At 61.3% G+C, this 18,207-nt stretch carries 17 protein-coding genes; 11 read left to right on the top strand and 6 right to left on the bottom strand.

Features of this window, described 5'->3' with window-relative positions:
* The first annotated feature begins 6 nt into the window (after window positions 1-6).
* From yidC to E5X88_RS10635, 4 genes are all read left to right on the top strand, one after another.
* A complete protein-coding gene (gene yidC, locus E5X88_RS10650; RefSeq protein WP_292161185.1) occupies window positions 7-1,836 on the top strand; it encodes a membrane protein insertase YidC in 1,830 nt (609 codons plus the stop codon).
* A 262-nt stretch (window positions 1,837-2,098) separates the two neighbouring features.
* Window positions 2,099-2,737 (top strand): CatB-related O-acetyltransferase, encoded by a 639-nt coding sequence (locus E5X88_RS10645; protein WP_292161184.1) that lies wholly within the window; start codon window positions 2,099-2,101, stop codon window positions 2,735-2,737.
* On the top strand, window positions 2,734-3,393 hold the full coding sequence (gene yihA, locus E5X88_RS10640; protein ID WP_292161182.1) for a ribosome biogenesis GTP-binding protein YihA/YsxC: 660 nt from the start codon (window positions 2,734-2,736) through the stop codon (window positions 3,391-3,393). Before E5X88_RS10645 ends, yihA begins: the two co-directional genes overlap by 4 nt.
* 374 nt (window positions 3,394-3,767) lie before the next feature.
* A complete protein-coding gene (locus tag E5X88_RS10635; RefSeq protein WP_292161180.1) occupies window positions 3,768-5,486 on the top strand; it encodes an adenylate/guanylate cyclase domain-containing protein in 1,719 nt (572 codons plus the stop codon).
* Between the two features lie 205 nt (window positions 5,487-5,691).
* On the opposite strand, the gene E5X88_RS10630 is transcribed toward E5X88_RS10635, so the two are convergent.
* Entirely contained in the window at window positions 5,692-6,441 is a 750-nt protein-coding gene (locus tag E5X88_RS10630) for a TetR/AcrR family transcriptional regulator (RefSeq protein WP_292161178.1), read from the bottom strand.
* 143 nt (window positions 6,442-6,584) lie between these two features.
* Between E5X88_RS10630 and E5X88_RS10625 the strand changes: the two genes are divergently transcribed.
* The 4 genes from E5X88_RS10625 to E5X88_RS10610 all read left to right on the top strand — a co-directional run bounded on the left by E5X88_RS10625 (window position 6,585) and on the right by E5X88_RS10610 (window position 11,236).
* Complete coding sequence (locus E5X88_RS10625; RefSeq protein WP_292161177.1) at window positions 6,585-7,766, top strand: HlyD family secretion protein; 1,182 nt, start codon at window positions 6,585-6,587, stop codon at window positions 7,764-7,766.
* Window positions 7,767-7,785: 19 nt separating this feature from the next.
* Window positions 7,786-9,369 carry a DHA2 family efflux MFS transporter permease subunit gene (locus tag E5X88_RS10620; protein WP_292161174.1) on the top strand — a complete coding sequence of 528 codons (1,584 nt, stop codon included), beginning with the start codon at window positions 7,786-7,788 and terminating at the stop codon, window positions 9,367-9,369.
* 98 nt (window positions 9,370-9,467) lie between these two features.
* The gene (locus E5X88_RS10615; RefSeq protein WP_292161173.1) at window positions 9,468-10,748 is read left to right on the top strand and encodes an SDR family oxidoreductase; all 1,281 of its coding nucleotides are present in this window, start codon (window positions 9,468-9,470) and stop codon (window positions 10,746-10,748) included.
* Entirely contained in the window at window positions 10,748-11,236 is a 489-nt protein-coding gene (locus E5X88_RS10610; RefSeq protein WP_292161170.1) for a DUF2269 domain-containing protein, read from the top strand. Before E5X88_RS10615 ends, E5X88_RS10610 begins: the two co-directional genes overlap by 1 nt.
* Window positions 11,237-11,266: 30 nt before the next feature.
* On the opposite strand, the gene msrB is transcribed toward E5X88_RS10610, so the two are convergent.
* The 4 genes from msrB to E5X88_RS10590 form a co-directional block, all read right to left on the bottom strand.
* Window positions 11,267-11,770, bottom strand: coding sequence for a peptide-methionine (R)-S-oxide reductase MsrB (gene msrB / locus E5X88_RS10605; protein ID WP_292161167.1), 504 nt, complete (start codon window positions 11,768-11,770; stop codon window positions 11,267-11,269).
* Between the two features lie 167 nt (window positions 11,771-11,937).
* Window positions 11,938-12,495: a fasciclin domain-containing protein gene (locus tag E5X88_RS10600; protein ID WP_292161165.1), complete on the bottom strand. Its 558-nt coding sequence runs from the start codon at window positions 12,493-12,495 to the stop codon at window positions 11,938-11,940.
* A 216-nt stretch (window positions 12,496-12,711) separates the two neighbouring features.
* Complete coding sequence (locus tag E5X88_RS10595) at window positions 12,712-13,410, bottom strand: anti-sigma factor (RefSeq protein ID WP_292161339.1); 699 nt, start codon at window positions 13,408-13,410, stop codon at window positions 12,712-12,714.
* Complete coding sequence (locus E5X88_RS10590) at window positions 13,407-13,946, bottom strand: sigma-70 family RNA polymerase sigma factor (RefSeq protein WP_292161163.1); 540 nt, start codon at window positions 13,944-13,946, stop codon at window positions 13,407-13,409. Before E5X88_RS10590 ends, E5X88_RS10595 begins: the two co-directional genes overlap by 4 nt.
* Before the next feature lie 494 nt (window positions 13,947-14,440).
* Here E5X88_RS10590 and E5X88_RS10585 point away from each other — a divergent pair, with 494 nt between their 5' ends.
* Both E5X88_RS10585 and E5X88_RS10580 read left to right on the top strand, forming a co-directional pair.
* On the top strand, window positions 14,441-14,629 hold the full coding sequence (locus E5X88_RS10585) for a hypothetical protein (RefSeq protein WP_292161160.1): 189 nt from the start codon (window positions 14,441-14,443) through the stop codon (window positions 14,627-14,629).
* Entirely contained in the window at window positions 14,626-15,024 is a 399-nt protein-coding gene (locus tag E5X88_RS10580) for a DCC1-like thiol-disulfide oxidoreductase family protein (RefSeq protein WP_292161158.1), read from the top strand. The genes E5X88_RS10585 and E5X88_RS10580 overlap by 4 nt, the downstream gene beginning before the upstream one ends.
* Window positions 15,025-15,261: 237 nt before the next feature.
* Here the strand turns inward: E5X88_RS10580 and E5X88_RS10575 are convergent, their stop codons facing one another.
* On the bottom strand, window positions 15,262-16,746 hold the full coding sequence (locus E5X88_RS10575; protein WP_292161156.1) for a thiol-disulfide oxidoreductase: 1,485 nt from the start codon (window positions 16,744-16,746) through the stop codon (window positions 15,262-15,264).
* A gap of 512 nt (window positions 16,747-17,258) precedes the next feature.
* On the opposite strand from E5X88_RS10575, the gene argB reads away from it, so the two are divergent.
* Window positions 17,259-18,152, top strand: a complete 894-nt coding sequence (gene argB / locus E5X88_RS10570) for an acetylglutamate kinase (protein WP_292161154.1) — start codon at window positions 17,259-17,261, stop codon at window positions 18,150-18,152.
* Window positions 18,153-18,207: the final 55 nt, after the last annotated feature.

Below are 18,207 nucleotides of genomic sequence, written 5' to 3'. Positions count from 1 at the left end.
CTTTCGATGGAAAACAACCGGAACTTCTTCATCACCATCGCGCTGTCGGTGCTGATCCTGTCGGTTTGGCAGTATTTTTACGTGCTGCCGCGCAGCGAGGCGCAACGCGAGGCGGCCCGTATCGAAGAGCAGCGGTTAGCGGAGCAGAAGAAAGCGGCCCAAGGCGCCAGCCCGGGCAGCAGCCAAACGCCGGTGCCGCAGCAAGGTGCCATTCCCAATGCACCGGGTGCCAATGCACCGGGAACCGACGGCACGACGCCGGCCAGCCGCGAGCAGGCGCTGGCGTCGACGCAGCGCATCAAGATCGACACGCCGAGCCTGGAGGGCTCGATCAACCTCTCCGGCGCCCGTCTCGACGACCTCAAGCTCAAGCACTACACGCTGACGGTCGACAAGAACTCGCCCGAGATCGAACTGCTCAACCCGGCGGCGCTGCCCACTGGCTACTATGCCGAGATCGGCTTTGTCGGCAGCGGAGAGATCGGCGCTCTGCCAGGGCCAGCAACGGTGTGGACCGTCGACGGCAATGCGACGCTGACACCGGCGACCCCGGTCACGCTGACCTTCACCAACGACAAGGGCCTGACCTTCAAGCGCACCTTCTCCGTCGACAGCGACTACATGTTCACGGTCTCGGACACGGTGCAGAATTCGGGTTCAGCCCCGGTCACCCTGTCGAATTACGGCCGTGTCACCCGCTTCGACAAGCCAGCCGTTGCCAGCATCTATGTGCTGCACGAGGGGCTGATCGGCGTCACCGGCACCGAGGGCCTGCAGGAACACAAATACGCGGCCGTCGAGGAGGACAAGCAGTATACGCCGGGCAAGTCGACCGATGGCTGGCTGGGCATCACCGACAAATACTGGGCGGTGACATTGGTGCCGACCGAGAAGCAGCCGTTTCAGCCGCATTACGCCTATTTCGAGGACGGTCGCCCGCGCTACCAGGCCGACTTCCTCACCGACCCGATCACCGTTGATGCCGGTCAGTCGGCAACGGTCGAGACCGAGATCTTCGCCGGCGCCAAGGAAGTCGCCAAGGTCAACGCCTATGCACAAGACCGCAACATCAGGCTGTTCGACCGTTTGATCGACTGGGGATGGTTCATCTGGATCACCAAGCCGATGTTCTATCTGATCGACACGATGTACAAATTCTTCGGCAATTTCGGCCTGGCCATCCTGGCCACCACCGTCGTCGTCAAGGCGGTCTTCTTTCCGCTCGCCAACAAGTCCTACGCGTCTATGGCGAACATGAAGAAGGTGCAGCCCAAGATGCTCGAGATCCGCGAGAAATACGCGGACGACAAGATGAAGCAGCAACAGGCGATGATGGAGCTCTACAAGACCGAGAAGATCAATCCGCTCGCCGGCTGTTGGCCGGTGGCGCTGCAGATCCCGGTCTTCTTCGCGCTCTACAAGGTGCTCTACATCACCATCGAGATGCGGCACGCACCATTCTTCGGCTGGATCCAGGATCTGGCGGCGCCCGACCCGACCTCGCTCTTCAACCTGTTCGGCCTCATTCCGGTCGCTCTGCCAGACATGTTGATGATCGGTGTTTGGCCGCTGATCATGGGTGTGACCATGTTCCTGCAGATGCGGATGAACCCAACGCCGCCGGACCCGACGCAGGCCATGATCTTCACCTGGATGCCGGTGGTCTTCACTTTCATGATGGCGGGTTTTCCGGCCGGCCTCGTCATCTACTGGGCCTGGAACAACTTGCTTTCGATCATCCAGCAAGGCGTGATCATGAAGCGCCAGGGCGCCAAGATCGAATTGTGGGACAATCTGGTCGCGCTTTTCCGGAAGAAACCGTCGCCGGCGGAATAGCCGGCGCTTCCGATTGAGAATTCAGAAAGCCCCGGTCCGTCCGGGGCTTTCTCGCACAAGCCGAGCCGCCAGCGAACGGCGAAACGAGAAGCGCCGGCCCGGCGGTGGACGCCGCCGCTACACATCCCTATAAGCTCGCTCTGGTTTCAGGAGCGCTCCGTCGATGAACAGGTAAGGATGATCCGCTCCGCGCGCGGTTGGTGCTGCCGGGCGGATCGCGCTATTTTGACCTTGCCTGTTTATTCGCCGATGGAGCCAGACCATGATCGGACCCAACCCCAACATCAAACACCCGATCCCGATGCATACGCGCGTCGGTTTCCTGAAGGGATTGGTCACGGCGCCGAACATCGAGATCGGCGACTTCACCTATTATGACGATCCGGACGGGCCGGACAAATTCGCCGAGCGATGCGTGCTGCATCATTATCCGTTCATCGGCGACCGGCTGATCATCGGCAAGTTCTGCGCCATCGCCGAGGGCGCGCGCTTCATCATGAACGGCGCCAATCATGCCATGTCCGGCTTTTCGACCTATCCGTTCAACATCTTCGGTCATGGCTGGGAAGAGGGTTTCGACCCAGCGACCTGGTCGAAGGAATTGCGCGGAGACACAGTGCTCGGCAATGATGTATGGATCGGCATGGAAGCGGTGATCCTGCCCGGCGTGACGATCGGCCATGGCGCCATCGTTGCGGCAAAATCGGTGGTGACGCATGACGTGCCGCCCTATGCGATCGTCGCCGGCAATGCGGCCAAGGTGGTGAAGATGCGCTTCGACGACAGGACCATCTGGCGGCTTTTGGCGGTGTCGTGGTGGGACTGGCCGGTGGAAAAGATCAGTCGCAACCTCAATGCCATTCGTGGCGCCGATATTTCTCTTCTGGAGGCAGCGGTTTGAACGCGTTGAACAAGACCGTGATCAGCACCGAGCTGTTCACGCGGCCGTGGATCTTCATCCGTGGTGTGCCGGCGATGAAGTTCCTGCCGCCGGAAGGACCACCGGAGATCGCCTTTGCCGGCCGCTCGAACGTCGGCAAATCGTCGCTGATCAACGCGCTGGTCAACCAGAAGGGGCTGGCGCGCACGTCCAACACGCCGGGGCGGACGCAGGAGCTCAACTATTTCGTTCCGGATGGATTTTCCGGCGAAGGCGCCGATCTGCCGCCGATGGCGCTGGTCGACATGCCGGGCTACGGCTACGCCACCGCGCCCAAGGAAAAGGTCGACGACTGGACGAAACTTGTCTTCGACTATCTCAAGGGCCGCGTTACGCTGAAGCGCGTCTACGTCCTGATCGACGCCCGCCATGGCATCAAGGCCAAGGACGATGAGGTGCTGTCGTTGCTGGACAAGGCAGCGGTCTCCTATCAGATCGTGCTGACCAAGACCGACAAGATCAAGATGGCCGGCGTGCCGCGACTGATCGAAGAAACGCTTGCGAAGATCAAGAAGCGGCCGGCCGCGTTTCCGTTCGTTCTCGCCACGTCGTCGGAAAAGAGCGAGGGCCTCGAGGAATTGCGCGCGGCGATCGTGCTGGCGGCCAATGGCGGCTAGTGGTAGAAATCTGACTTTTGGTACCCGCGACAGAACACCGGATTCGACCCGAGAAGCGGAAGCTCGCTTGCGCCGGGTCAATTCACGCGCCATGACCCTTCCGTTCCCTTCCGTCGGATAATTTGAAGGGGAAGCCATGACCCAAAGCGGTCACAGTCCGATTGCGAGGCAACTGCCGCGAACAAGCGGTAGGGATTAGGTGGGACTCGCTCGTCAGTGGCGCTACGGCAGGATAGCCAAGGCGTCGCGCGAGTCATAGTCCCAAGAAGCGTGATCTGTGGTATGAGAGGCCGGTGAGGGCACGATGGAAGCGCCGGTCCCTACCTGCCTCGGGCCTGCGGCTTGCGTGTCGCGAATCTTGACTGAGGCTCAACATGGAGCGGAAGCTCGCTGCCATCCTTGCAATCGATGTCGTCGGGTACTCGGCGCTCATGGAGGCGGATGAAGCGGGCACCTTCGATCGGCTGAAACGTGGCCGCAAAGAGCTGTTCGAGCCGGAAATCGCGACGCGACACGGGCGAATCTTCAAACTAATGGGAGACGGCCTGCTGGCGGAGTTCGGCAGCGTGGTGGATGCGGTCGAATGCGCGGTCACGCTTCAGCGCGGCATGGCGGAACGTAACGCGAGCGTCGCCGAAGACCAGCGCTTCGAAGTCCGGATCGGAATCAACCTTGGGGAAGTGATCGTCGAAGGGGACGATCGCTATGGCGAGGGCGTGAATGTGGCATCGCGCCTCCAACAACTCGCCGAGCCCGGCGGCATCTGCGTTTCGGAGAAGGTGTCCAAGGAGGTCAGGCAGAAGCTGGCGTTTGCGTTCGAGCCCATGGGCGAGCAGCGGGTGAAGAACATAGCCGAGCCGATATACTGCTATCGCGTGAACTTGCAGCTTCCGAGGGTCGCTCTGGTCGGGCGCCTGGCATCGCTGGAGTTGCCCGACAAGCCCTCGATCGCGGTCTTGCCTTTCACCAACATGAGCAACGATCCGGAGCAGGAAACCTTTGTCGACGGCTTGACCGAAGACCTGATCACCGACCTATCTCGCTCCGCCGGCCTCTTCGTCATCGCGCGCAACTCGACCTTTGCTTACAAGGGGCGGTCGGTCGATGTGCGTTTGGCCGCGCGTGATCTTGGGGTGCGCTATGTGGTTGAAGGCAGCGCCCGGCGCGCCGCGGCGCGCGTGCGCATCAATGCGCAGCTGATCGACGCGATCGGCGGCGATCATATCTGGGCCGAGCGCTACGACAGCAGCCTCGAGGATATTTTTGCAGTGCAGGACGAGGTCACGGCCAAGATCGTCGAAGCCCTTGTCGGCCGATTGGCCGGACAGCCGGCGCGCAAACGACCTACGAGTCTCGAAGCCTATGACCTCTGCGTGCGAGCCCGCGGCGTCAGTTTTCAGACCGGGTTAGGCGCGCGGGAAGCGCGCATGCTGCTGGAGAAGGCGATCGGACTCGATCCCGACTATGCCGAGGCACATAGCTTGCTGGCCCTCAATCTTTGGCTCGGCTGGCTGTTCTGGAACGAGCCGAAAGAAACCAACCAGCCTCGCGCGCTGGCGGAAGCGCAGCGGGCGGTGGCGCTCGACCCGAACGATGCGGGGAATCGCTGGGGGCTGGGCATCATACTTGGTCACGAACGGCGTTACGCGGAATCGGATGCCGAGTTCGAGGCGACCTTCAAGCTCGATCCCAATCATGCCGATGCCTGGGCGATGCGCTCGGATCTCATCACCTTGAGGGGCGACGCGGTCAAGGGCGTCGAATTCGTCAAGCGGGCGTTACGGCTCAATCCGCGCCCACCGGGGTGGTACTATTGGATGGCGGGTCAAGCCTATTATGCGCTCGGCGACTATCAATCCGCGGTCGAGGCTTTACGCAAGCCGGAAACCTACCGCACCACGTCGCGGCGCATGCTGGCGGCAGCCCTCGCGCAACTCGGGCGCCTGGATGAAGCCCGTCAGGAGGCGGAATTCTTCATGATGAGCAATCCCCATTTCAGCATCAGGCACTGGGCAACATCGCAGCCCTTCGACGACGAGGAAGTGCTCCAGCGCTTCGTCGAAGGCTACCGCAAGGCTGGCCTTCCCGACTAAAGAGCGCGTCGCCTTGGATCGCCGGCTTGCTCTCGTCAGGACATAGGCTCGTCTTTTGGCTATGAGGGCAATGCCCGTGGGTTCCATCGATCAATGTCCGCTGATGGCGCTACTTGCTCGTTCTGATGAGCGATACGAAGGGCAGTCTTCCACCCGTTTCGGTACTCCACCCTCGGGTACCAAGCGTCAGGCTTTGACCACTAGACTAGGACTTTGCCTCTAGTGCAATCGTCTGGGTGCTTTCTTCCGTGGCAAGCCTTTCGGTGCCATAAGCCTTCAGGAACATGCCGACGCCCGACCTGACGATGTGGTCGATTTCATCCTGGCTTGGCGCCTTGGTGCGATAGGCGAATATGCACTGACGGAAAAGACCTGCCAGGCACAGTTCGGTGAACTGATAGGCGGCAAGATCGACATCGTCGATCCGCAGCAGGCCGCGTTCGATGGCGGCATTGAGAAAAGCAACGACCTTGTCGTGGCCGCGTTTCGGGCCGCGCTCGTAAAAACGCGCGCCAAGTTCGGGAATCCTGTCGGACGCGCCGATTACCGTGCGCTGCGCCTGGATGACCTTGGCCGACGTGATCTTGAGGGACAGCACCTTGCCGAACTTCACCAGCGTCTCGCGAAGGTCGTCGGCGCGGTCGAGCATATCGTACATGTTCTTGAAGATCGTGCCGCGCTCTTCCTCGATCAGCGCCTCGAACAGCTCTTCCTTGTTGGCGAAGTAGACATAGATCGTGCCCTTGGAAACGCCGGCCTCGCGAGTGATGTCGTTCATCGACGCCGCTTCGAAGCCCTTGTCGATGAAGACACGACGCGCGCCGTCGATGATCTGGCTGCGCTTGACCGGATCCTGTCCCGCTGCCGGGCGGCCGCGACGCAGGCTGTCCAGCAAATCGCACGGGTCCTTGCCAGCGTCAGGCAGGGGGCCAGTGTCGGGTGATGGTTCGGTCATAAGGTCACACCTCGAAAAGTATTCGAACCGATCGGTTCGATCACTCTTGATATGGGCCTCTCTTCGCGCTAAGTCAATATTCGCATCGAACCGAACGGTTCAGTCTGACTGATTTTCCCAGAGAGATGCCAGAGAGATCCCCAATGTCCTCGAACGCGCCCGTCACTGCCGAAGTCCGTCCATTCCCCAACGCCAAGGTCGCGCCAGCGACCGAGGCGCCGAACGGACCGACCGTGCCCGCAATCAGCCCCCCGGCCGAGGCGCCGGCGAAAAAGAAACGTTCGGCGCGCTCCTTACTACTACCCATCATCGCGCTCGGATTGCTGGGCGCAGGCGCCTGGTATGGCTACCACTACTGGACCGATGGGCGCTTCATGATCTCAACCGACGACGCCTATGTCCAGGCCGACATGGCGTTCATTTCGCCGAAAATCTCCGGCTATGTCGATCAGGTCAAGGTGACCGAGAACCAGCAAGTGAAAGCCGGCGATCCGCTCCTGATCGTCGACAATGGCGACTACAAGATCGCCGTCGCCCAGGCCGAGGCGCAGATCGCCACCTTGAGCAAGACGCTCGACCGCATCGACGCCCAGACCGAGGCGGCGCGCGCAACGCTCGAGCAGGCGCAGGCGCAGAAGACCGCCGATCAGGCCGCCGCCGACAATGCGGCGCGTGTTCAAGCGCGCGCCGCCCAATTGCTGAAGACGCATGTCGGCACCCAGGCCCAGCTGGATGATGCCCAGACCGCGGTCGAGCAGGCCAATGCCGCCCTTGTCGGTGCCGATGCCCAGATCGCGGCGGCGCAGGCCAACATCGGCGTGCTTCAGGCGCAGCGCGCGGAGACGGCAAGCACGCTGGCGTCGCTGCAGCTTGCCCAGGACAAGGCCGCGCGGGACCTGTCCTTCACCGTGCTGCGCGCGCCCTATGACGGTGTGGTCGGCAACCGCTCCGTCGAGCAGGGCGACCTGATCAGCCCCGGACAGAAGCTCGCCGTCATCGTGCCGATGGACAAGCTCTACATCGTCGCCAATTTCAAGGAAACCCAGCTTGCCCAGCTGGTGCCAGGTGAAAAGGTCAGGATCTCGGTCGACGCGATCGACGGCGAGGATTTCGAAGGCACCGTCTCGTCGCTGGCGCCGGCTTCCGGCGCGGTGTTCTCGCTGCTGCCGCCTGAAAACGCCACAGGTAATTTCACCAAGGTCGTGCAGCGCGTCCCGGTTCGCATCGACGTGCCGGCGGACGTGCTGAAGACAGGCAGACTGCGCGCGGGCTTGAGCGTCGTCGTCGCCGTCGACAGCCGCACCGCACCCTCGGCGTCGAAGTAGGCGGCCCCGGAGCAGCGTCATGGCGACCGCAACCCTGACCGCAGGATCGGCGCCGGCCAAGCCGGTCGACCACATCGAGCCACGTCGCATCATCGCGTTCCTGGCTATGGTGTTCGGCATGTTCATGGCGATCCTGGACATCCAGATCGTTTCGGCCTCGCTGTCCGAGATCCAGGCGGGTTTGAGCGCCAGTTCCGACGAAATCCCCTGGGTGCAGACTGCTTATCTGATCGCCGAAGTCATCATGATCCCGCTGTCCGGTTTTCTTAGCCGGATGCTGTCGACGCGTGTGCTGTTCACCGTCTCCGCGGCTGGCTTCACCGCCGCGAGCGCGCTGGCGGCGACTGCCACCAATATCGACCAGATGATCGTCTACCGCGCCATCCAGGGCTTCATCGGCGGCGGCATGATTCCGAGCGTGTTCGCTGCCGCGTTCACCATCTTTCCGCCGTCGCGCCGCGCCATGGTGTCGCCGATGATCGGTCTGGTGGCGACGCTGGCGCCGACCATCGGCCCGACCGTCGGCGGCTATATCAGCCATGCCATGTCCTGGCACTGGCTGTTCCTGATCAATGTGGTGCCCGGCATCCTGGTCACCGCCGCGGCGTGGTCGCTGATCGATTTCGACAAACCCGATCTCAGCCTGTTCCGCAAGTTCGACTGGTGGGGCCTTGCCGGCATGGCGGCCTTCCTCGGTTCGCTGGAGTATGTGCTCGAGGAAGGTCCGAACAACGACTGGCTTCAGGACCATGCGGTTTTCATCTGCGCCATCCTTATGACGGCCGGAGCGGTGCTATTCTTCTGGCGCGCCTTCACCGCCGAGGAGCCGATCGTCGATCTCAAGGCTTTCACCAACGTCAACTTCGCCTTCGGCTCGCTGTTTTCTTTCGTCATCGGCGTCGGTCTCTACGGCCTGACCTATCTCTATCCGGTATATCTCGGGCGTATCCGCGGCTACGATTCCCTGATGATCGGCGAGGCACTGTTCGTCAGCGGCCTGGCCATGTTCGCCACCGCACCCATTTCAGGCATCCTGTCGCGCAAGATGGATCCGCGGCTGATGATGATGATCGGCTTTTTCGGCTTCGCTGCCGGCACCTGGCGCATGACCTATCTGACCGCCGACTGGGATTTCTGGGAGCTTTTTGTGCCGCAGATCCTGCGTGGCGCCTCGATGATGCTGTGCATGGTGCCGATCAACAACATCGCGCTGGGAACGCTGCCGCCCGAGCGGCTGAAGAACGCATCAGGCCTGTTCAACCTCACCCGCAATCTCGGTGGCGCCGTCGGCCTTGCCGTCATCAACACTGTGCTGATCGATCGCAACGCCTTCCACTACGCAAGGCTGGCCGAGCATGTGCAATGGGGTAGTGCCGAGGCGCAGGCCAAGCTGCAGAACATGACGCTCGACTTCCAGCAGAATGCCGGCCTGGACGCCTCCAAGGCGGCGATCTCCAAACTCTCGGGCATGGTCCGGCAGCAGGCGTCGCTGCTGTCCTTCATGGACGTGTTCTACCTCTTGACGGCGCTGTTCGCCACGCTGGCGATCTTCGTCCTGTTCATCCGCAAGCCGGCCGAACCGGGCGGCGGCGGCGGACACTGATTGGTGGATTGAATCATCGCTCGGTGCCTACGTCCGCTACATGACGTTGCCGGAAGCCGATAGGAACCATTCTACCTGGTTTCGGCTAAAGTTCCGGCATGAACATTCTGATTCTCGGCGCGACCGGCTTCATCGGTTCCGCCGTTACGAGAAAACTCGTGGACGAAGGCCATCAGGTCACGGGGCTTGGGCGTGATCCCGCGCGTGCCGCGCTGAAGATGCCGCATGTTCGCTGGCTGGCTGCTGATCTTGCCGGCATGACGCAGAGCAACAATTGGGAGCAAGTGTTGGATGGCCAGCACGTAGTCGTCAATTGCGCCGGCGCACTGCAGGATGGGCTTTCCGACGACCTGAATGCCACCCAGGAAAGGGCGATGCTGGCGCTCTACGAGTCAGCGCGGGATCGGGAACTGCTGATCGTCCAGATATCGGCGGAAACAGAAACCCTTGGCCGCGACATTGCCTTTCTTAGCACCAAACGGCGGGCAGACGCGGCTCTCGCCGCAAGCGGCATACCTTATGTCATCCTTCGTCCGGCGCTTGTCCTCGGCCGCAATGCGCATGGTGGCTCCGCGTTGCTGAGGGCTCTCGCAGCCTTTCCATTGGCAATCCCGCTGGCTTACGCCAACAGCCCCGTCACGACAGTTGCTCTTGACGATGTTGCGAGCGCCGTCAGCGCGTCCATCCAGGGCACCCTGCCAACCGGATCCGATGTTGCCCTCGGCAGCGATGAAAGGCTCACGCTGAAGGAACTTGTTTTATTGCACCGTAGCTGGCTCGGCCTCCCCTCAGTTCCAGTAATTGCCGTGCCGTCCGTAGCCGCGCGACCGGTGACATGGCTCGCCGATATGGCCGGCAGGCTCGGTTGGCGTTCGCCGCTCCGCTCGACCGCGATGGCGGTTATGTCAGGTGGTGTCGAAATCCGACGGCCGCGAAACAGCGGTCCGCGCCTGTCGTCGGCGGCCGAGACGCTCGCCGCCGCCCCTGCAGGGGTCCAGGACCTCTGGTTCGCCCGGCTCTATCTGCTAAAGTCGCCAACCATCATCGTCCTGTCGCTGTTCTGGCTGATCTCCGGCCTGGTGCCTTTCTTTGCGTTCGAGGCGGCGCGAAGCCATTTCGCTGCCTTGCTGCCTGACCGTCTTGCAAGCATCATGGTGGTCGCGACATGCCTCGCTGACATCGTGCTCGGGCTTACCGTCCTATACCGACCCTGGGCAAGGCGCGCGCTTATCGGCATGCTTTTGCTGGCGCCCGCCTATCTTGTTGCCGCAACGCTCACCGAACCCGCAATTTGGCTCGATCCGCTAGGGGCTCTCGTCAAGGTAGTGCCGTCGATTCTGCTGACACTCACGGCCCTTGCCATTCTGGATGAACGCTGATGGCGATCGAGGACTTTCTTCGGCTTGTCCACGTACTCGGCGCCACAGTGCTGTTCGGCACCGGCGTCGGCATAGCCTTCTTCATGATGATGGCCGTGCGAACCCGAGACCCTCGCATCATCGCCCATGTCGCCGGCATCGTTGTCATCGCCGACATCGTCTTCACGACGACGGCTGTCGTGCTGCAGCCGCTGACGGGATACGGGTTGGCGCGTGTCATCGGCTGGCCGCTCAAGGAAGGCTGGATCATCCTGTCGCTGGTGCTTTACGTCTTCATTGGCCTTTTCTGGTTACCGGTGGTCTGGATCCAGATCCGCTTGCGCGACTTGGCAAGGTATGCAACCGCCGAGGCGGCCACCCTGCCGCCCGGCTTCTATAGGCTCTATCGCATCTGGTTTGCTTTCGGCTTTCCAGCCTTTTTCGCCGTGATCGCGATCTTTTGGCTGATGTTGACCAAACCCACCATCACCCTGTTCGACCTCAACTAGGACCGGGGTCACGAGGCAGCTTGCTAGCCGTCAGGCCGTGGCCGGCTTGAAGGTCAAGGCGACGCCGTTGATGCAATGGCGCAGGCCGGTCGGCGGCGGCCCGTCGTCGAAGACGTGGCCAAGATGGCCGCCGCAACGGCGGCAGTGGACCTCGGTTCGGGTCATCCCGAGAGACCTGTCTATAGTCTCGCCGACAGCATTGGGAATCTCCTGCCAGAAGCTCGGCCAGCCGGTGCCGGAATCGAACTTGGTCTCGGAGGAGTAGAGCGGCAGGTCGCAGCCGGCGCAAGCGAAGATGCCCTTGCGGTGTTCGTTGAGCAGCGGGCTGGTGCCCGGATATTCCGTGCCTTCCTTGCGCAGCACATTGAAAGCCGCGTCGGACAGGATGGCGCGCCACTCGGCCTCGGTCTTGGTGACCTCGAAGGTTTCGGCCGCGCGTGCATCCCGCAGTCCGCCCATGCGCCATAGCGCGGTGGCGCCTGCAACAGCGCCAATGGCGGCCGCGCCGCATAAAAGAAGATCGCGACGGTTCATGACCATTCCTCCTGTTATTTCTTTGCCAGTTTCGACCGCCATACGGAAATCAAAAGCCGGTGACGATCCGGATCGCCGAAACACTCCGCGCCGGTCCACATTTGGGGGGAACGGCGCGAAGTGCGCGGAGAGCCTCAGCCATATCTTCGCTGGCGGCGGGCCTTTCGTTACATCTTCGGCAGGAGAACCTTGTCGATGACGTGGATGACGCCGTTCGACTGCTCGACATCGGCGACCGTCACATTGGCGACATTGCCGTTCTCGTCGGTCGCGGTGACTTTGCCCCCATCGGCCTTGAGCGTCAGCTCGCAGCCGCCAACCGTCTTGACCTTGTGTGCACCACCATCGTCCATGGCCATCTTGGCGACATCGGCGGCCATCGCCTTGGCACCGATGACGTGGCAGGTCAGGATCTTGACCAGCTTGTCCTTGTTTTCGGGCTTGAGCAGCGTGTCCACCGTGCCGGCCGGAAGCGCGGCAAAGGCGTCGTTGGTCGGCGCGAATACGGTAAAGGGACCGGCACTCTGCAGCGTCTCGACCAGACTGCCGGCCTTGACGGCTGCAACCAGCGTCGTGTGATCCTTCGAGTTGACGGCGTTCTCGACGATGGTCTTGGTGGCATACATGGCGGCGCCGCCGACCATCGGATTTTCGGCATAGGCCGCGGTGGCGAGCGCGGAGACGGCGACCGTGCCGGCAAGCAAAAGGGTGGCGAATTTACGCATTATCTCAATCTCCTCAGTTTATCTTTCCCCTCTTTGGGGGCGCAGGAGATACGCGAGATAAATGCGTGAGTTTCGTCGTTCAGCAAAAAATATTTTTTTCGCAGCGTCGAACAGTGCTCTCCATAGCATTCAGGCACGTAACCTGAACGCCTCCTGGGTTCGCACCACTGCGGGAGATCGATTATAAATCTTCTTGAAAATGATGGGGATCAGCGGTCAGATACCCTTCAGATCGCCCGCAGCGACCACAGGGCCGGTCGGCTGGCCGGTCGGCGAACCACCGGCCGGCTCGAGGCTGATCGCAAGCACGGCGCCCCGCGCAAGTTTCTCCTGCACGGCCGGCGCAATCGTCATGTGCGCGGTCTGACCGACCGGGATGACGCCCATCGAGACCGGCGCATTCTTGCCTTCGATCATCCACAGTTCGAAATCCTTGCCGGCGGCACGTTCGCCGGAAACATGCGACAAGCCGACCTCGCGATCGGCGGCGTCGTAGACGACAAGGTATCTGACGTCGCTGCCGTCGGCAGCCAGCGAGGCGACGAGCCGCGGCTGCTCGACCGGCGGGTTGAGGTAAGGCACGGCGATATAGATCGCCAGCGCCGCAACAGAAGCAGCGGCAACACCGCGCCAGAAGGCAAGGCTCGACCAGATGCCGGCGCGAGGCTCTGCCACGAACAGCCGGCTATCTATTGCCTCCTTGACCCTGATCGGAGGCTCTGTCTCCGGATAGGCGGCGATCATCGGCGAAAGACGCACCTCCCATGCATCGACAAGGCGCGCGAAAGCGGCGTCCGCGTCGATGCGGTGTGACGCGATCTGGCGTTCATCCTCGGCCAGCACGCCGAGAACGTATTCGGCGGCGAACAGATCGTCGCCCCCAGGTTCCAGTCCGTTATCGTCTGCCAGCGTCATCTTTCCAGACATTCTCTGAGCTTCAACAGGCTGCGCCGCAGCCAGGTCCGCATCGTGTTCAGCGGCACGCCATGGCGTGCGGCCAGGTCGGCATAGCTTTCGCCGTCCAGATAGGCGCCCCGGACGGCCGCCGCCCGGTCCTTTTCCAATTCGTCGAGACAACGGTAGACGCGTTCGGATTCGCCGCCCGCCGCCACCGTAGCCTCGGGTCCCGGCGCCGGATCGGCCACGTCGAGCGCAGCATCGATATAGGCAGCAGGCTCTCGCCGCGCCCTTATCCGATCGATCGCATGATTGCGCGCAATGGCCACGAGCCAGGAAATCGGGCTTAGCTCCGAGACGGCGAAACGGTCCGCCTTCGTCCATATCTTGACGAAGACCTCTTGAAGAGCCTCTTCCGCATCCCCCCGATCCTTCAATACACGAAGGCAGACGCCGAAAAGTTTCGCGCTGGTCTGCCGGTAGAGCAGATCGAACGCTGCCCGGTCCTTCATCGAAGTCCGAACGATCAGGTTGCTGATGTCCTGCGGCGTCATCGGCCGTCAAATTAGGCAATCGCGATATATTTGCAACGGCGGGGATCGTTGTCCCCCCAAACATTCCGCTTTTTCAGCAGACGAACAAGCATGCGTTTGGCAGCCTGGTATTGCGACGGTTCTGAACGATTTCGTCGAGCACGTAGCCATCCCTGGGCGGAAACCGGAAATACAACCAAACCAGTATGGGCGATAAGTGCCGGTGGAAAGCGGTGGCGTTTATAGCTGACGGGTCATCGGGTAACCTGAAAATCACCGAAGTCGCAGTCGACGTGCCGGAATGCTTCCCGAACCTCCGAAATCCGCCATTCCGCTTGATTTTCCACCGATCATTACACATTATCGCGCTGCTCAGTCACGACTTACGACTGGAAATAGTGGCCGGCACGGACACCGTGCTCGCGAAAAATGTCCGGCTTCAGCCGGTTGAGAATTGATCGCGTTTTGACGTCGGATCGACCAGGTCCGATGTTACGATTCAGCAAGGATCGCATATGTTTCGCGACATGTCCGTCTACAAGAAATTCTTGATGCTCGGCATTGTCGGGCTGGTATTCGTAGGCGTCTTCGATGCCGTCAGCAACCTGCCCGTCATTTCGGGCTGCGCGTTCTACGGCAATTGTGCGATCGATGGCCCGGCCGACCCGCCGACCGAGCTCGGTCTGGACCCGGTAGAGCAATGAAGCCATCCGGGAAAACGGCGCTCATCGTCTATGATGGCGATTGCATCTTCTGCCAGAGTTATGTCCGCTTTGCCCGGCTGCGCGCCGCCGTCGGTCCCGTCGAGTTGCTCGACGCGCGCTCGGACGACCCGCGCGTCGCCGGGTTCCAGCGCCAGGGCTTTGACTTGAACGAGGGCATGCTCTTCGTCTTCGAGGATCGCGTCTACCATGGCGAGGAAGCTATCAATCTCCTGGCGATCCTCAGCTCTTCTTCTTCGCTCTTTGGCTGGCTCAACCGCAAGATCCTCTCAAACAGGACGGCCGCGCGGCTGATCTATCCGGCGCTCAAGCTCGGGCGTCGGGCCACCCTGCGGCTTCGCGGCCGCTCCCTCATCCCTGCCGACCTTGACCGCTAGCATTTTGCGTCCAGGGAATACCGGTTCGCAGTCCGGAAATGCTCGAGGACAAAGGCATGGACTGACCCGGTGGGTGAAGCATTTGAGCGAGTAAACAAAAGCGAAAAGAGGCTTAGCCAGCACGTACGCCGGCCTTCCTCCAAAAATATCGAGCTGGATTGACCGGCGGCCTGGAATCGGCTGTCGGGCGACGTGGATCAATCCGTCGAACATTCGGGGCGGCCCGCGGGGCAGTTCTCAGTGCGTGCAGACCTTCGGCCGCGAGAAATCCACAAGCTTGAAAACCAGAAACTTGCGTTCGAGGACGTTGGGCATGTCGTCCGCAAAGGTCGCCGCCTTCGCGCGGGTGACCGTCTCGCCGTCCTTCACGTAGGTTACCCAGGCCTCGGGATTCCAGCGGAGATGTTTCTTCAGATCGAGCAAGACGTGGTAATTGCCCGCCCGCGACTGACGGACGAGATAGGGCTCCGAGGAATCGACGATCTTCACCACCTCGTTCTGATAGTTGAACAGGTATGGCGGTTTGGTAAAGAGCAGATGGTTGGTCTGGCCGCCTTCCGTGTGCAGATTGCTGAACATGTTGATCGAGCTCTCTGTCTTTAGCCCGACATAGGGCGATAGACAGGAGAGAAAGAACAAGCCCGGCACCAAATAGACCCACAGTGGCTGGCGCGGAGCGGAAACGTTCTGGCAAGGCAGGTTCTGCAGAGCCACATAGGCCAGCACGATCATCGCCACGCCGCCCATTACCGACCAAATGAGAATCCAGACGGAGTGGACCATCATGTCGAAAGAGCCCCTGGGATAAGCGTAATGGAGGAGCATGACGACAATGACCGTGAACAGCATAACCGCTCCGCCCGGCACCAAAATCCCGATCCGCCCGAACGTTACGCGTAGCGGATTGGCCGCTGCCAGCGAGATGCGATAGAGCGCCTGGCGGGCGGGCGCGGGAATGCTCAGTACATACAGCGCGAACACCAGGCTGGAGAAGTCCATGTACCAGGAATAGGCCGAGATCGGGATCACGTAGTGGAAGACGAGCGCGAGGATGAATCCCACGGCGAAATAGCGCTTCCAGTACAGCGAGACGATGGCAATTGCCTCGATGACGAAGGTGGCGTAGATCGCCAGATACCGGCCAAAGAGATTGTCCTCGAGGGCGAACGGACGCGCGAGTGGAATGTAGAGGCCAACGGCGCAGCTCACGGAAGGGTCGAGGAAGTCCGTGTTGATCTTGTGGAAGATGCCGTAGAAATACATGATGGCGAGCAGCGATCGGGCGACGACGCGGATCTGTTCATAAAGCGCCATGCGGTCTATGGAGCCGCCGCGGCCCGCCCGCAGATAGAGAACCGCTACGCTGAGCAGGATAGCCCCGTCCATTACCGCAGCGATCGTCTTGTTGTTGGAGGCGACCGGCATTCGCAGGGCATACAGCGCAAGCGAAACCAACACGAGCCCGATCAGAAGGTCGGTCCGTCGCGGATAGAGCAGGAGAAGCAGGCTGAACAGAACCACGCCCCAGCTCAGAACGGCATAGAGAAGTCCTTTGTAGCCTATCAGGCCATAGGTATCGCCGGCGATGCTGAAGATGGCCGCCCCTGCCCAGAAGGGAGTGAAGGCAGTCAGGCCGTCATATGCGTATGCGTAGTCGAGATCTTTGACTTTCGCGATCTTTCCGCGACCAAAATTCCATAAGGATATCGCGCTTGTCGTCATCCCGAATTCCCCCGCCATGCCAGAAATGTTGGTCCATGCCCCACGGCAAACATTTCTGAGTTCTAAATAACAGTCAACTCGAAGCTAATTGCTGTCAGTCTCAGCAGTTCGGGTAACCGAAATGGCGCGACATAACCGCCTTTTAGCGACGCGACTAGGATGTATACCTCATCCCAATACTCGAATGGGCGATGTCAGGTTCAATCTGTGAGGACAAAGCTTGGTGGATGCTGGACTTCAGGCAGCAACACCGGTGACGGATTTCTGATGTGCAAGTGCACCTATGCTATGGATGTGGATTGCAAGGGCGGCGCCTCTTGTCCGAGGCGGCACGAAGAGATTGCGGACCGCGCAAATGGAAAGGATTTTGGGCTGGTTGGCGCGGCGGGCGCCGCTACGGATGCCGGCATAAAATCCGACCGATTTCACCTGATGTGACGGCAATCTCGTTTGCGGCCCGCCGCAATTCCCGCTAAGACGCCGCCGTTCATGCCTAGCTGGGAACCATGCCGATGACGGACCTCGCCGCCACCGCCGAAATGCAGGCCGCGCTGCTTTCGAGGGCGCTGCCCTATATGCAGCGTTACGAGAACAAGACGGTCGTGGTGAAATATGGCGGCCACGCCATGGGCGACATTGCGCTTGGCAAGGCTTTCGCCCGTGACATCGCGCTGCTGAAACAATCCGGCGTCAATCCGATCGTTGTGCATGGCGGTGGGCCGCAGATCGGCGCCATGCTGACCAAGATGGGCATCGAATCGAAGTTCGAGGGCGGCCTGCGCGTCACCGACCAGAAGACGGTGGAGATCGTCGAGATGGTCCTGGCCGGCTCGATCAACAAGGAGATCGTCGCGCTGATCAATGCCGAGGGCGAATGGGCGATCGGCCTGTGCGGCAAGGACGGCAACATGGTTTTCGCCGAAAAGGCGCGCAAGACCATGATCGACCCGGACTCCAACATCGAGCGCGTGCTCGATCTCGGTTTCGTCGGCGAGCCGATCGAGGTCGACCGCACGCTGCTCGACCTTCTGGCTCGCTCCGAAATGATCCCGGTGCTGGCGCCGGTGGCGCCGGGCCGCGACGGCCACACCTACAACATCAATGCCGACACCTTCGCTGGCGCCATTGCCGGCGCCTGCCAGGCGACACGCCTGTTGTTCCTGACCGACGTGCCCGGCGTGCTCGACAAGGACAAGAAGCTGATCGACGAGCTGACCGTGGCCGAGGCAAAGGCCTTGATCAAGGACGGCACAGTGTCGGGCGGCATGATCCCCAAGGTCGAGACCTGCATCGAGGCGATCGAGCGTGGCGTCGAAGGCGTTGTCATCCTCAACGGCAAGACGCCGCATTCGGTGCTGCTCGAACTGTTTACCGAACACGGCGCCGGTACGCTGATCGTACCGTGAGCGCAGCCTGACGGGTTCGTTCGTCAGCCAGAATCCAAGGTGCAGGGGTCCGGCA

This window comes from Mesorhizobium sp. (assembly GCF_004962245.1).
GTDB lineage: Bacteria > Pseudomonadota > Alphaproteobacteria > Rhizobiales > Rhizobiaceae > Mesorhizobium.
This window is presented reverse-complemented; position numbering and strand designations above follow the sequence as displayed.

Excerpts from the sequence above, each read along its gene's own strand:
- yidC (WP_292161185.1), top strand. The coding sequence starts at position 7 with ATGGAAAACAACCGGAACTTCTTCATCACCATCGCGCTGTCGGTGCTG.
- E5X88_RS10645 (WP_292161184.1), top strand. The coding sequence starts at position 2,099 with ATGATCGGACCCAACCCCAACATCAAACACCCGATCCCGATGCATACG.
- E5X88_RS10635 (WP_292161180.1), top strand. The coding sequence starts at position 3,768 with ATGGAGCGGAAGCTCGCTGCCATCCTTGCAATCGATGTCGTCGGGTAC.
- E5X88_RS10630 (WP_292161178.1), bottom strand. The coding sequence starts at position 6,441 with ATGACCGAACCATCACCCGACACTGGCCCCCTGCCTGACGCTGGCAAG.
- E5X88_RS10625 (WP_292161177.1), top strand. The coding sequence starts at position 6,585 with ATGTCCTCGAACGCGCCCGTCACTGCCGAAGTCCGTCCATTCCCCAAC.
- E5X88_RS10620 (WP_292161174.1), top strand. The coding sequence starts at position 7,786 with ATGGCGACCGCAACCCTGACCGCAGGATCGGCGCCGGCCAAGCCGGTC.
- E5X88_RS10615 (WP_292161173.1), top strand. The coding sequence starts at position 9,468 with ATGAACATTCTGATTCTCGGCGCGACCGGCTTCATCGGTTCCGCCGTT.
- E5X88_RS10610 (WP_292161170.1), top strand. The coding sequence starts at position 10,748 with ATGGCGATCGAGGACTTTCTTCGGCTTGTCCACGTACTCGGCGCCACA.
- msrB (WP_292161167.1), bottom strand. The coding sequence starts at position 11,770 with ATGAACCGTCGCGATCTTCTTTTATGCGGCGCGGCCGCCATTGGCGCT.
- E5X88_RS10600 (WP_292161165.1), bottom strand. The coding sequence starts at position 12,495 with ATGCGTAAATTCGCCACCCTTTTGCTTGCCGGCACGGTCGCCGTCTCC.
- E5X88_RS10595 (WP_292161339.1), bottom strand. The coding sequence starts at position 13,410 with ATGACGCTGGCAGACGATAACGGACTGGAACCTGGGGGCGACGATCTG.
- E5X88_RS10590 (WP_292161163.1), bottom strand. The coding sequence starts at position 13,946 with ATGACGCCGCAGGACATCAGCAACCTGATCGTTCGGACTTCGATGAAG.
- E5X88_RS10585 (WP_292161160.1), top strand. The coding sequence starts at position 14,441 with ATGTTTCGCGACATGTCCGTCTACAAGAAATTCTTGATGCTCGGCATT.
- E5X88_RS10580 (WP_292161158.1), top strand. The coding sequence starts at position 14,626 with ATGAAGCCATCCGGGAAAACGGCGCTCATCGTCTATGATGGCGATTGC.
- E5X88_RS10575 (WP_292161156.1), bottom strand. The coding sequence starts at position 16,746 with ATGACGACAAGCGCGATATCCTTATGGAATTTTGGTCGCGGAAAGATC.
- argB (WP_292161154.1), top strand. The coding sequence starts at position 17,259 with ATGACGGACCTCGCCGCCACCGCCGAAATGCAGGCCGCGCTGCTTTCG.